This is a genomic window from Priestia megaterium NBRC 15308 = ATCC 14581 (assembly GCF_000832985.1).
Taxonomy (GTDB): domain Bacteria; phylum Bacillota; class Bacilli; order Bacillales; family Bacillaceae_H; genus Priestia; species Priestia megaterium.
The window spans coordinates 2,706,351-2,720,000 of record NZ_CP009920.1 but is presented as its reverse complement, the minus strand read 5'-3'; the positions used below and the strand labels follow the sequence as shown (position 1 = coordinate 2,720,000).

Here is a 13,650-nt window from a genome sequence, read left to right as displayed (position 1 = left end):
TTTCACATCAGACTTAAGAAACCGCCTGCGCGCGCTTTACGCCCAATAATTCCGGATAACGCTTGCCACCTACGTATTACCGCGGCTGCTGGCACGTAGTTAGCCGTGGCTTTCTGGTTAGGTACCGTCAAGGTACAAGCAGTTACTCTTGTACTTGTTCTTCCCTAACAACAGAGTTTTACGACCCGAAAGCCTTCATCACTCACGCGGCGTTGCTCCGTCAGACTTTCGTCCATTGCGGAAGATTCCCTACTGCTGCCTCCCGTAGGAGTCTGGGCCGTGTCTCAGTCCCAGTGTGGCCGATCACCCTCTCAGGTCGGCTATGCATCGTTGCCTTGGTGAGCCGTTACCTCACCAACTAGCTAATGCACCGCGGGCCCATCTGTAAGTGATAGCCGAAACCATCTTTCAATCATCTCCCATGAAGGAGAAGATCCTATCCGGTATTAGCTTCGGTTTCCCGAAGTTATCCCAGTCTTACAGGCAGGTTGCCCACGTGTTACTCACCCGTCCGCCGCTAACGTCATAGAAGCAAGCTTCTAATCAGTTCGCTCGACTTGCATGTATTAGGCACGCCGCCAGCGTTCATCCTGAGCCAGGATCAAACTCTCCGAAGAAATGTTTGACTTGCTCAATTAAAAAATAAAATTTAACGTTGACGTTTGTCGCTTTGTTCAGTTTTCAAAGTTCAACCGCCGCTCTTAAGCGACTTTATCATCTTATCAAGTTATCAACGTAATGTCAACAACTTTTTAAAATTCTTTTTTTAGCTTCGTTGTTAACGATATGTCTCAACGACGCTTTATAATAATAAAATATATTTTAACTAAAGTCAATGGTTTTTAAAGAAAAAAATTAAAAACTATTATTTATAGATTTGAACAACGACTACTGCAACGTATTATAGTAAATATTATAGACAAAAGCCAGCTGTAACTTTGTCTTCTTTGTTCCTGCGCTTTCACATATTCTTTTTTATTATTCTTTTCTTATAGAAGAAACTAAAAAAGAGCTGTCAATTAGACAGCCCTTTCTTATTTCCCTTTAAAACTAGGTCTTCTTTTCTCAGCAAATGCCTGAAGCGCCTCGAGACGATCTTCTGTCGGAATCGTTAACTCATATGCTTTTCGTTCAATTTGCAAACCAGTCTGCAAATCGGCCTTCATTCCTTCTTTGATAGCAAATTTTGCTTGCTGAAGTGCAATTGGCCCATTTTTCAATAAAAGAGAGATAAAAATATCTATTGTTTCTTCTATTTCATATCCGGGAGCCACCTTCGTTACTAGACCACATTCTTTCGCTTCTGATGCTGAGAGACGCTGAGCTGTTAAAATTAGTTCCATTGCTTTTGCTTCCCCAACTAACCGAGGGAGACGCTGTGTTCCTCCTGCTCCTGGTATAATCGCTAAACTTGTTTCCGTTAAACCCATAAGCGCTTCGGTTGAAGCAATCCGGAAATCACATGCTAAAGCCAGCTCCATTCCTCCTCCAAATGCATATCCATTGATGATTGCTATCGTTGGCTGAGGAAGCTGCTCTATCTTCGAAAACACTTCTCCTATTTTGTAAATATTGCGCTTTACCTCTTGATCAGAGAGAGTTTTACGTTCTTTTAAATCGGCCCCTACACTAAAAGACTTTTCCCCTGCCCCTTTAAACGTCACAACTCGAATATCTTTTTCAATACGAATTCCTTCAATTACTTCTTCCAATTCTTTAAGCATATCGTAATTAAAAGCATTCATCGCTTCCGGACGATTCAGTATCACATGGGCGACGTGTCCCTTCATTTCATAAGAAATAGATGACATCCTTTTACCACCTCCAAATTGGAATCGCTTTCATTTTATCACTCCTGGGATACTTGTTGCTTCAGTGCACGACGTAAAATTTTTCCCGTTGTATTTTTAGGAAGTTCTTTTAAAAATTCAATTTCACTTGGCACTTTATATTTAGCAAGGTGCTCTTTGCAGTAGGCAATAAGCTTCTCTTCCGTTATCTCTTGATTATTGCAAACCACGTAACACTTCACACATTCACCTAAGGAAGGATCAGGGACTCCAATAACAGCCACTTCTACAATATCCCGATGCGCATATAGCACTTCTTCTACTTCGCGAGGATAAACGTTATATCCTCCTACGATAATTAAATCTTTTTTACGGTCAACGATATAAAAATAACCTTCCTTATCCATTCTTGCTAAGTCACCTGTATACAGCCAACCATCTCGGAGAGCATATTCCGTGTCTTCAGGAAGCTTGTAATACCCTTTCATCACGTTAGGGCCTTTGACGATAAGTTCGCCGACTTGTCCTACTTCTACTTCTTCTCCTAGTTCGTTTACCACTTTATTTTCAACATTCATAATAGATGTGCCTATAGAACCGGCTTTTCTCTCTCGATCAATCGGATTGAAACACGTCACAGGAGAAGCCTCAGATAATCCATACCCTTCTGCTACCATTACCCCAAACTTACGTTCAAAATTGGTTAGAAGTGCCACCGGCATTGATGCCCCCCCTGATATACAAAGCCTTACCGTGTGAAAGTGCTCTTTTTTCCCTTTGTCGTGCTGAAGTAAGAAATTATACATTGTGGGAACGCCGGCAAAAATCGTCGCTTGTCGATTTTGAATTAATTCAAATATAGAAGATGGACTGAATTTTGGTTCAATTAATATCGTTCCTCCATTCATTAAAGGCGCATTCAATGAAACAGTTAAACAAAATACGTGAAACATCGGCAAAGCAGCTACGACTCGGTCATTCCCATTTATACTTAAATAATCTGCTACGTCTTGAGCATTTGAATAAATATTCTTATGTGTAAGCATAGCTCCTTTTGGTTTTCCAGTTGTTCCTGACGTATACAGAATGAGGGCCACATCTTCTTCTCTTAACTCCAGAAAATCATATGTAGCTTCCCCTCTGTTTACAACTTGCGAAAACGTGTGAAAATAAGAAGGTATATTTTCCACTGTATCTGTCGTTTCACATAAGATAACGTGTTCCAAAAATGGAGCGTGTCCAATGATTCTCTTTAAAATAGGGAGAAGTAAATCAACCGCAATAACTGCTTTTACATCTCCATCCTGAAGCATGTAGCTAATTTCATCCGCTGTGTAAATAGGATTAATCGGTATAACAGTAGCTCCTACTCGAAGAGCACCGTACAATCCAATCACAAAATGAGGCGAGTTGCCGACAATCAAAGCGATATGATCTCCTTTTTTTACACCCAACTGCTTCAGACCATCAGCAAACTTAGATACCGATGCATCAAGATTTGCATAAGATGTTTCCTGGTCCATAAAAACATATGCCGATTTTTGTGGAAATTGCTCAGCTGTTTTATGAAGCTGTGCTGACAAATTCATCTCATAACTTCCTCCTTTTAATAATGAATGAATGAACACCCATTCATTATTAAGACATAATAATGTAAAAATTCTTACTTCTTCTATTCTATTATAATGTTACTGCTGTTCTATTGACAAGACTCATCTGTTTAAAAAGAAAAAAAGCCTGATGTAGCAGACTTTTTTCTTAATAGATTAATTCAACAAACTCTTCTTTTGTAATATTACCAAAATAATGTGGAATATCGATGTCTTCTAAGGCTTGTTCAATAGAAGCTTTTTCATAACGAACACCTGTTAATTTTTCCTGCACTTCCTGGACATCCCCCACTCCAAAGAAATCTCCGTAAATGGTGCAAGCATCGATTTTTCCTTTATTCACTTCTAAACGAACGTCGATTTGTCCCACAGGAAAGCGGTGAGAGTGCTGTAAGTTAAATTTAGGTGATTTTCCATAGTTCCAATCCCATGACTGATAGCGCTCTTTAGAAATTTGATGAATCGTTTCCCAATCTTTTTCCGTTAGTTTATATTCTGTTATATTTTCTTCTCCGTCAAAGATATATCGAAGCAGCATTTCTCTAAACTCTTCCACCGTTACTTTCTGTTCTAAAAATTCGCTGATATTTGCTACTCTATTTCGAATAGACTTAATGCCTTTGGATTCAATTTTATCTTTTTTTACTTTTAACGCTGATACAACGTTTTCAATCTCTGAATCAAAAAGAAGAGTTCCATGGCTGAACATTCTCCCTTTCGTTGAAAACTGAGCATTTCCAGAAATTTTCCGTCCTTCAGCCATTAAATCATTTCGTCCGCTTAGTTCGGCATTAACTCCTAATTTCTTTAACGCTTCCACGACCGGCTCGGTAAATTTTTTAAAATTATGAAAGCTATTTCCATCGTCTTTCGTAATAAAGCTGAAGTTTAAATTTCCTTTATCATGATAAACGGCACCGCCTCCAGACAGACGTCTCACTACATGAATTTGCTGATCTTCAACATATTTTGTATTAATCTCCTCAATGGTGTTCTGGTTTTTTCCAATAATAATAGAAGGTTCATTAATATAAAACAGCAGATATGTCTCATTAATGTCTAGATGCTTGAGCGCATACTCTTCAATTGCTAAGTTAATTCGGGGATCATAATTTTTTTGATTATCAATAAATAACATTCATTTTCCTCCTTGTTATTCCCATACATATCCTGATTCAGCTAACGTAAGCGTACCTCTATAATGAGCAGCGGCTTCCTCTACTAGCTGTTGATGTTCTCCATAGTGCGGAAGGTGAGTAAGCATGAGGTGTTTGACACTTGCTTTTGAAGCAAGTGTACCGGCTTCTGTGCTTGTCATGTGTCCAGCGCCTCTTCCATCTTGATTGGCATAAAAATTACATTCACAAATAAGAAGATCTGCTTCTTCTGAGAAGGAAACAAACTCTTCTAAATAACTAGAGTCCGCTGTGTACACGACAGTTTGATTGCCGGCACTTATTCTCATGGCATAACAAACGACTGGATGTTTCGTTTTCATAAATTCGATGGTAAAAGGCCCAACTTCAAGTTTTTGACTCGGATCATACTCTACCCCTTTAGTAATTCCTTTATGAGTAAGTTTGTTGAAGCTTTCCTGATCATATGTATGTCCGTAAATAGAAAGTTCCTGAACAGCGTTTCCTAGATGAGTCTGAATGAGGCGTGCATATTGAAATACTCCGACATCAGCCACGTGATCATGATGATAATGAGATAAAATCATAGCATCTATTTCTTCTGGCTTTGCATATTTTTGCAGCTGAGCCAATGCACCGCTTCCACAATCAACAAGCAGCTGAAATCCATCGTGCTCCACTAAATAGCTAGAAGTAGCTTCTGAAACCGCAGGATATCCTCCCCAAAAACCAATAACAGTTACTTTCATTTCAATCACCCTTTCGTACTATTTTTATTACGTTCAGTATACCCTACTTTTTTTTGAAAACTAACTGAAAGACACTCGTTTCGGTCATTTTATCGAAATAACTCATTGTTATATAACAAATAACCACTTAGAATAGCAAAATAGGCTAAATTGTTATAAAACATAATTGACATTTTATCATCTGTTATAATACAATGTTAGTAACAAAAACAACGGAGGGGATTTAAAATGTTAGAAAAAATGACTGAATTTTTCAAAAGATTACCCAATAAAAAGTGCGTAGAATGCGGAAACGACATTGAGGAACAGCATGAATGCTACGGAAACAAATGTGATCACTGTCTAGATATCATGAAATAAAAAAAGCTGAAACTGTTATAAAACAGTTTCAGCTTTTTTTATACGGTCAAACTGCGATACTCATTTGGCGTAATGCCTTCTACTTTTTTAAACACTTTTCGAAAGTATTTATCATCATGATATCCAATCATATTCGCAATTTCATAGATTTTTAGTTCTTCATTTAGTAAAAGTGATTTGGCTTTATTCATTCTGACTTTCACCATATAATCTGAAATGTTTTCTTGAAATTCTTGCTTAAACTTTCTCGAAATGTATTCACGGCTTAGATAGAAACGTTCCGATATTTCTTGAAGCTTCACATCTCGATGAAAATTTTGCTGCAAATATTGTTCGATTTCATAAATAACGTCGCGATTGTTTTGCTTGCTATACCTTTTTACTACTTTTAAAAATCGCTTTACTTCACGCTTCTTCCTCTCTACATACTTTGCTAGCTGAAACTGCCCATCTTGGTTATAGAAGAAAGAAAGGACATATTCAGGACCGTTATTTATCGTATAAGGAATGTGATATCTTTTTAACCAATGCTGACTTAACAGCTGATATTCCTGCTCAAAATGCAGAATTTGCTTTAATGAGAGATAATTTTGTGCTTCAAAAGCTGTGATAATTTCGTTGAATACCGGCAAAAAGGCTTCAAACTTCCCGACTTGCAGCGCTTCTTCAATTTTACTGTTATAGTCCATCATATTTATTAATAAAGCACTTGCTAAAACGTCTTGCTCGCCGTAGACCTTCACTTTATTTTGATCAAGAACATTGCTTAATAAAAGCGAATTTTTCGCATCTTCATAGGATTTCATTAGCTGATCAATAGAAGAAACTTTGCACCCTCTTGCAATCCGACAGCTCACGTCTAACGTACGGCGAATGGCTGTATGTAAAGTCGTCAGTAAAGAGGTTATGCGTTCAAAATCATTCCAAAATATAATGATAATTTCCCACTTATTTGATAAATAACGGAAGGCTACCCCATTTTCTTCTTCCATCAGCATTTCATTGATTACATTTAAAATTGAAAAATAGGCTAAATCCCGGTCACCGCCAAAAGAACGAATGATAGATTCATCTACACGTACAATCCCCACTTCATATTCTCTAGTCAGATGGAAACCAAACTCTTCATAGATTGATTGATTTAGCAAATAATTGTTCATTAACTGCGTCAGTTTTCGATCTCGATAAATCGGCTTCATTTCATTGATTAAACGATAGCTGCTATTATGAACTTTTCTGGACTCTTCTTCTTTCTTCCATTGGGTTACAGCTCGTACAAGCGTATCGTTTAAAATCGAAGGATCCACTGGCTTTAGAATGTAATCCGTGCTTCCAAAATGAATAGCTTTACGCATATAGTGGTAGTCATCATACCCTGTTACCACAATCGTTTTGCTAGAAGGTGAATTCTCTTTAATCCACTCCAACAAAGCAATTCCATCGATATTAGGCATCTTCATATCAGTAAAAATGATTTCCGGTTCATGATCCTCGATAAGCGCAATCGCTTGCTCACCGCTATCAGCTTCTATCACATCTGTAATTTCATGCTCTTCCCACTGTCCAAGCAGCTTTATTCCTTCTCTTACATGCTCTTCATCATCCACGATTAATACTTTCATCACTATCCCTCTTTTCTTCAATTGTTGTTAGCTTTATGACAACGGTAAAATCGTGATTTTCTTGACTGCTAATTTGCATTGAAGCATGATCTCCATAGTAGATGCGAAGTCGTTCATAAATGTTTTGCAACCCAATATGCTCATCTGTTTGATTATACGATTGCTGAAGTCTCGTTTTTAATTGATTCAACTCTTGTTGCCCTATCCCTTTTCCGTTATCAGAAACAGTTAGAATCAGTTCTTCACCGTTCAACTCCGCTGAAATCAACAGCTTTCCGCTTCCTGTACGGGTTTCTAATCCATGCTTAAAAGAATTCTCAACAAGAGGCTGCAAAATCATTTTCGGTATTCGCATAAGCTCTGCTTCTTTTTCGATATTTAACTCATACTCAAACTTTGAACCAAACCGCTGCTTTTGCAGACTTAAGAAAGCTTTTACGTGATCGACTTCTTGCTTTAAGCTAACGATATCCTCTTTCATATTCATGCTGTAACGCATAATGTGGGAAAGTGAGGTTAATAAAGAATATACTTCAACTGCTTTATGCTTAAGAGCAAGAGTTCCAATCGATTGAAATGCGTTGTATAAAAAATGCGGATTAATTTGTGACTGCAGCACTTTTAGCTGCGTTGATTTATTTTCTAATTCCAATCGAAATTTACGTTCAATCAAGTCATTAATTGTTTCTACCATAGAGGTAAAATGCCTTCCTAAAACACCAAATTCATCGTTTCCAAGCGACTTAAACCGCACCTCAAATGATCCTTTTTCCACTTCTTTCATATTGCGAATCAATACGTTAATCGGCTGTGTAAAACGTACTGATATAAAAAGCGTAGCGATAACGAGCATACACAAAAATGGCAGGCCAATTAATACATTCATAAGTGCTGTCTTTCTTGCATCCTCATATAAAACACTGTAAGGAATTCGTTTCACCATGTACAAGTCCTCAAAGGGCTGTTTAAGCTTTTCATACATTAATACGCCTGAGAAGCTTTTATCTTCCCATTCCATACTATGGTCTTTTTGAGAAGTGAGCGCCTTCACCCACGCGTAGTTTTCATTTTTTCCAATAACCTTTGAATCAGAGGAATACAAAACCTTACCTTTATTGTTCATTAAATAAAAATCTTCTGACTCTTCATTATATAGACGCTGCGATATAGATTGAATTTGTGTCATATTAATGTCTAAAGATAGATAAGCTAACAACTTGTCTGATGGAATCTCATCAATCCGCTGATGAAAGCTAATAACTTGATTCGGCAGTGAATCAATTAACGTTGATAAATTATTGTAGCTATAAATTTCATGGGTAGGCTCAATCACAAGAAATTTATGATTTTTATTTAAATAAGAATAGTAAGGCTGAGTGTAAATATCATCATACTTCCCTCTGCTGCTCACTTTCGAATTATAAGCTGTATATGAGTCATGCCCGTTTTCAATGTAAAGATGGAGCTGTTCAATCTCTGGACGAGTATTATATAAATAAAGAAGAGTTCGTGATATTTCCAGTTGATTGGCTCCTAAGTCACTTGATACACCTTCATCTAACACTTTAATAAATGGGTGGTAGCCGTACAGCCTTTTTGTAATATTAGCAATTTCATTTAAGTAATCGCTCAAATCATTGCTTCCATTTTTAATAACTTGATAGTTGGTAGAAATAAATCGGTTCTTAACCGTTTCTTTTGTGTATTGATACGTAAAAATCGTCGAAATTAAAAATGGAATAACCGTTGCGAATAAGAAAAACAAAATTAATTTCTTGCGTATGCTCCAGCCTTTCACAAATAACCTCCTTTGACTAATGTCATACATTATGACTATTATTATACATTAAAAGCGCTTTCAATTAACTATTATTTTTTCATAACTTATGAATCTAACCAGCTATTTTTTCACATCAAAAAGTCCGCGTTTTCCACGCGGACTTCTTGTTTATTTTTTCATTTTTGCCCAAATTGTATCTAATTTCTTCATAAACTCTTCTTCTGTCATTTGCTTACCTGCGTAAGACTGCATTGCTGCGCCGACTTCTTGAACCGTTCCTTCCGGATACTTAAACCAGTTCCAAGATAATGTTTTACCTTCTTCAGAGTATTTTAAGATATCATCAGATAAAGAATCAATTCCTTTTCCATCGATGTTTTTGAACGCTGGAATGAACTTGAACTTTTCAACTAAGAATTTTTGACCCTCTTTAGAAGAAACCATCCAATTTAAGAATTCCTTCGCTGCTTTTTTATCTGCATCTGGGGCATTTTTGTTTACTACCCAGTTATTTGGAACTCCGATTGCTAGTTTATCATTTTTCTTTGCATCGTTGCTGATTGGCATTGGAATAAAGCCCATTTTCATGTCCGGATTAATTTTCGTAATCATATTTACCGTCCAGTTACCTTGTTGCATCATTGCTGTTTCACCAGAAGCAAATTGAGTAACTTGTGTATTGTAGTCTGTCGTTAGTGGATTTTTATTTCCATACTTTAACGTTAAATCGAACAGATTCATAAATTGCTTAAACGTTTCATTGCCTTCAAATTTTGCCTTGCCTTCGTTTAGACCTTTAATAAACGCATCTGGATCGTCTTGCTGTGCCATTGGAATATTAAATAAGTGGTTACCTAGCACCCACCACTCGCCGTATCCATTAGAAAATGGCGTAATTCCTTTTGCTTTAAGCTTTTTAGAAGCTGCTTCTAATTCTGGCAGCGTTTTAGGTAATTCTTTAATGCCTGCTTTTTCAAATAAATCTTTATTATAAATAAAACCATAACCTTCTAAGTTTAGCGGCTGACCATAAATTTTCCCGTCCATTGTCATCGGTTCTTTGGCGATATCATACAGATTATCTACCCACGGCTGATCAGATAAATCTTCTAATTTATCCTTCCACGTTTGCGCTTCTTGGAACCCTCCATTGTTAAAGATATCAGGTTCATTTCCAGAGGCAAACTGTGCTTTTAATGCTGCACCATAGTCCGCGCCTCCGCCGACTGTTTGGATGTTAAACTTTACGTTTGGATGTTCTTTTGTGTATTCATCCGTTAATTCTTTCAGCTGATCTGCAATTTCCACTTTGAACTGGAACATATCAATAACAACTTGATCACCTGAGCCTGTTGATTTACTTGCTTTTGAATCCGTACCTGAGTTTGAACATGCTGTCGCAAATAAAAGTGATGTTGCTAACACGCCAGACATTATTGAAAGCCTTTTCATTTTCATTCGTTTTGCCCCCCTTGATATCTATCTCTCTTTATTTTACCGATTCTAGGACATTTGAACAGGTAACAATATTGAACAACCGAGTGGAAAATATTGAACACTCCCTTCAGCACCCTTCGACAGATCTCTCTTCTTTCGCAAAAATTTCTATAAATTTTTTGTCTGTTTTATTCCACCTAATAACATTTATAGACAAAATTATGTTAATATGTAGAGTGATAGATTCATAAGAAAATTTATGAATTTTTTAACTTGTATAAACAAAGTGAAGGGGTTTACATGAAAACTAAAAAGCGCAAAAAAACACATGTCTCATTTCGAATTAACTGGCTGTTTATTGTGGTTTTCCTGCTTTTTTCTGCACTCATTTTACGATTAGGCTTCGTACAGATCGTGTACGGAGAGAACTATAAACGAGAAGTTGAAAAAACAGAAGATGAAACGGTAGATTCACCGGTTCCTCGCGGAAAGATGCTAGACCGCTATGACCGCGTTATCGTGGATAATAAACCGTTGAACGCTGTCACGTACACGCGTTTGAAAGGCGTCACTCAAGAAGACAAGCTAAAAGTAGCTAAAAAGCTTGCTACTCTTATTGATGTTCCTGTTACAACAGACGTGTTTGGCAAATCGAATAAAAAGAAAGATAAAAATACGATTAAGCTAACAGAACGCGACTTAAAAGATTACTGGATTGCAACTCATCCAAAAGCAGCAGCGAAAAAAATTACCGCAGCGGATAAGCAAAAAGTAAAAGAAGGTCAACTTTCTGAAGACGATTTATACCCTCTTCAGCTAAAGCGCATCACAAAAAACGAACTTTTATCGGTGAAAGATGACCTTGAAGTGATTGCTATTAAAAGTAAGATGGAAGGCGGCTACGCGTTAACCGCTCAAATTATTAAAAGCGGATTAACCGATAAAGAGCTTGCCGTCATTAGTGAGCAGCTGGGTGAATTACCAGGCGTTGATACGACAACTTACTGGGACCGTATGTATACATACGACGGCTTACTTAGCACGCTGCTTGGTAAAATCACATCAGCTGATGAAGGATTGCCAAGCGAAAACTTACAGTACTATTTATCACACGGCTACAGCCGTAACGACCGAGTAGGAAAAAGTTATTTAGAAAAGCAGTACGAAGACGTTCTTCGCGGTCAAAAAGCCCGCGTGCAAAACGTAACGGACCGCTCTGGCAACCTAGTGAGCCAAGAGACCGTTACTGAAGGTCAGCGCGGCAGTGACTTAATTTTAACAATTGATATGGAACTTCAAAAACAAGTCGAAGATATTTTAACAAAAGCTGTGACATCTGGAGCAGCTGGTTCACGATTAATGGACCGAGCGTTTGCTATTATGATGGACCCTCACACGGGAGACATTTTAGCAATGGGTGGAAAACAGCTCGTTACAGATAAAAAGACGGGAGCACGAAAAGTACAAGATTTTGCTCTTGGTAACATGACCACTTCTTATGAAGTAGGTTCGGCTGTAAAAGGAGCTACTGTTCTTGCAGGTCTTGACTCAGGCGCTATTCAGCCCGGAACGGTGTTTTATGATGCACCGATGACATTTGCTGGAGGCACTAAGAAAAAGTCTTCACATAATATGGGAGCTACCGGAATCCAAAAAGCTCTAGAACAATCATCAAACGTGTTCATGTACCGCACGGTTATGAGCATGGCTGGTGAAACGTACCGCCCTGGCGGCAGACTGAACATTCCACCGTCTATCTTTAATAAGCTGCGCTCATACTATAGCCAGTTTGGTCTTGGAATTTCAACGGGCATCGAATTAGAAAACGAATCAACCGGTATTCGCAATACCGTAACAAATGAACCAGGTAAAGCGCTGGATTTTGGTATTGGACAATATGATACGTACACACCGCTTCAGCTTGTTCAATACATTTCAACGATTGCAAACGGTGGATATCGCATGAAGCCACATCTAGTAAAAGAAATTCGTGAGCCTGAGCTTGATAGCGAACTAAAAGGAAGCGTACAAAGCTCTTTTGAGCCGGAAGTATTAAACCGTATTACAATGAGCCAATCGGAAATTGACATTGTTAAGGAAGGCTTCCGCCGCGTAGTCACAAGCTCACATGGTACAGGGCGTTTACTTAACACTGGAAAATATCGTCAGTATAACATTGCTGGTAAATCCGGGACAGCTGAAACCTTTAACAAAGGCGTAAGCGTCCGTAACTCTACATTCGTTTCATACGCGCCTTATGATAATCCGGAAGTAGCAGTAGCAGTTGTCATCCCTTCTGCTTATGTAGCAGGTACATCTAATACGTTAAGTAAAACTATTACAGGCGATTCTATTAAAGCTTACTTCGATCTTAAAAAAGAAGGCGAAAAAGAAGTAGAGCAAAAAGAAGAAGATGCAAAAACAGGAAATACAGAATTAAACGGCGTAAAAAAAGATGATAATGAACAATAAAAAAAGGTCTCGTCATGAGACCTTTTTTGTTTTCTCTATGAAAAAAGCCCATCTCACTGAGACAGACCGCGTAAAAAGTATAGTTCAATTAATTCAGCAATTTTTTCTTCTGAAAGCGGCTCATGCCGTTTTTCCCAATCATAGACGAGTGCAATGTACATTTTAAATAATAAAAAAGCTGTGAGCTCCGGGTTGCACGGTTTGATTTCTTTTTTAGAAATTGCAATTTCGATTTTGTTTTTTATATAAGTCAAAATCTCTTCTTCTACTCGCACCAGCACTTCTTGCACTGCTGTAGTGCCTAACTGCTGTTCCTGTACCAGCTTCAGCATGAGCTGATGCTCGGTGCGGAATTCCAAGATTCTAAAAATGGCTGCTTGGGCATTTTCAAAAAAAGGACGGTTGCTATCAATGACAGTTTCAGCTGCATCTGTCATTTCTCGAATCATTCGTGTCACAATTTCATCGAATAACTCTTCTTTGTTTTTAAAAAAAGTATAAATCGTTCCTTTTCCGACATTTGCAAGCTTCGCCACTTGCTCCATAGTCGTTGCTTTATATCCAAACAGCGCAAATGATTTTGACGCTGCATCAACAACTGATTGCTTTCGGTCTATAGCCACGTTATCCCCTTCTTTCTGACCAAATGAATATTTCAGTCAACAAGTACGGTTTTACTATAGCATAAGTTTCT

Annotated in this window: 10 protein-coding genes and 1 rRNA gene (1 of these 11 cut by a window edge); 2 read left to right on the top strand and 9 right to left on the bottom strand. The window is 37.8% G+C overall.

The window, feature by feature from the left end; genetic code table 11:
• The 5 genes from BG04_RS14540 to BG04_RS14520 all read right to left on the bottom strand — a co-directional run.
• Positions 1-617 (bottom strand): 16S ribosomal RNA (locus tag BG04_RS14540) (it extends 935 nt beyond the left edge of the window).
• A gap of 417 nt (positions 618-1,034) precedes the next feature.
• Positions 1,035-1,811, bottom strand: coding sequence for an enoyl-CoA hydratase-related protein (locus BG04_RS14535; RefSeq protein ID WP_034654455.1), 777 nt, complete (start codon positions 1,809-1,811; stop codon positions 1,035-1,037).
• Positions 1,812-1,849: 38 nt separating this feature from the next.
• Complete coding sequence (locus BG04_RS14530) at positions 1,850-3,379, bottom strand: fatty acid--CoA ligase family protein (protein WP_034654457.1); 1,530 nt, start codon at positions 3,377-3,379, stop codon at positions 1,850-1,852.
• A 169-nt stretch (positions 3,380-3,548) separates the two neighbouring features.
• Positions 3,549-4,538 carry a lipoate--protein ligase gene (lplA, locus tag BG04_RS14525; RefSeq protein ID WP_013055339.1) on the bottom strand — a complete coding sequence of 330 codons (990 nt, stop codon included), beginning with the start codon at positions 4,536-4,538 and terminating at the stop codon, positions 3,549-3,551.
• 15 nt (positions 4,539-4,553) lie between these two features.
• Positions 4,554-5,285 (bottom strand): MBL fold metallo-hydrolase, encoded by a 732-nt coding sequence (locus BG04_RS14520; protein WP_016762992.1) that lies wholly within the window; start codon positions 5,283-5,285, stop codon positions 4,554-4,556.
• A 228-nt stretch (positions 5,286-5,513) separates the two neighbouring features.
• Between BG04_RS14520 and yhfH the strand changes: the two genes are divergently transcribed.
• Complete coding sequence (gene yhfH / locus BG04_RS29745) at positions 5,514-5,645, top strand: protein YhfH (RefSeq protein WP_013055337.1); 132 nt, start codon at positions 5,514-5,516, stop codon at positions 5,643-5,645.
• A gap of 38 nt (positions 5,646-5,683) precedes the next feature.
• Here yhfH and BG04_RS14515 read toward each other — a convergent pair whose 3' ends face one another.
• The 3 genes from BG04_RS14515 to BG04_RS14505 all read right to left on the bottom strand — a co-directional run bounded on the left by BG04_RS14515 (position 5,684) and on the right by BG04_RS14505 (position 10,505).
• Positions 5,684-7,267: a response regulator gene (locus tag BG04_RS14515; protein WP_034654460.1), complete on the bottom strand. Its 1,584-nt coding sequence runs from the start codon at positions 7,265-7,267 to the stop codon at positions 5,684-5,686.
• The gene (locus BG04_RS14510) at positions 7,245-9,065 is read right to left on the bottom strand and encodes a cache domain-containing sensor histidine kinase (RefSeq protein WP_034656645.1); all 1,821 of its coding nucleotides are present in this window, start codon (positions 9,063-9,065) and stop codon (positions 7,245-7,247) included. Before BG04_RS14510 ends, BG04_RS14515 begins: the two co-directional genes overlap by 23 nt.
• A gap of 150 nt (positions 9,066-9,215) precedes the next feature.
• Positions 9,216-10,505: an ABC transporter substrate-binding protein gene (locus tag BG04_RS14505; protein WP_034654463.1), complete on the bottom strand. Its 1,290-nt coding sequence runs from the start codon at positions 10,503-10,505 to the stop codon at positions 9,216-9,218.
• Positions 10,506-10,784: 279 nt separating this feature from the next.
• On the opposite strand from BG04_RS14505, the gene BG04_RS14500 reads away from it, so the two are divergent.
• Positions 10,785-12,956: a peptidoglycan D,D-transpeptidase FtsI family protein gene (locus BG04_RS14500; protein ID WP_034654466.1), complete on the top strand. Its 2,172-nt coding sequence runs from the start codon at positions 10,785-10,787 to the stop codon at positions 12,954-12,956.
• A gap of 53 nt (positions 12,957-13,009) precedes the next feature.
• Here BG04_RS14500 and BG04_RS14495 read toward each other — a convergent pair whose 3' ends face one another.
• A complete protein-coding gene (locus BG04_RS14495) occupies positions 13,010-13,579 on the bottom strand; it encodes a TetR/AcrR family transcriptional regulator (RefSeq protein ID WP_013081690.1) in 570 nt (189 codons plus the stop codon).
• Positions 13,580-13,650: the final 71 nt, after the last annotated feature.

Bases quoted from the DNA above. Each gene is read 5' to 3' on its own strand.
- BG04_RS14535 (WP_034654455.1), bottom strand. From the start codon at position 1,811: ATGTCATCTATTTCTTATGAAATGAAGGGACACGTCGCCCATGTGATA.
- BG04_RS14530 (WP_034654457.1), bottom strand. From the start codon at position 3,379: ATGAATTTGTCAGCACAGCTTCATAAAACAGCTGAGCAATTTCCACAA.
- lplA (WP_013055339.1), bottom strand. From the start codon at position 4,538: ATGTTATTTATTGATAATCAAAAAAATTATGATCCCCGAATTAACTTA.
- BG04_RS14520 (WP_016762992.1), bottom strand. From the start codon at position 5,285: ATGAAAGTAACTGTTATTGGTTTTTGGGGAGGATATCCTGCGGTTTCA.
- yhfH (WP_013055337.1), top strand. From the start codon at position 5,514: ATGTTAGAAAAAATGACTGAATTTTTCAAAAGATTACCCAATAAAAAG.
- BG04_RS14515 (WP_034654460.1), bottom strand. From the start codon at position 7,267: ATGAAAGTATTAATCGTGGATGATGAAGAGCATGTAAGAGAAGGAATA.
- BG04_RS14505 (WP_034654463.1), bottom strand. From the start codon at position 10,505: ATGAAAATGAAAAGGCTTTCAATAATGTCTGGCGTGTTAGCAACATCA.
- BG04_RS14500 (WP_034654466.1), top strand. From the start codon at position 10,785: ATGAAAACTAAAAAGCGCAAAAAAACACATGTCTCATTTCGAATTAAC.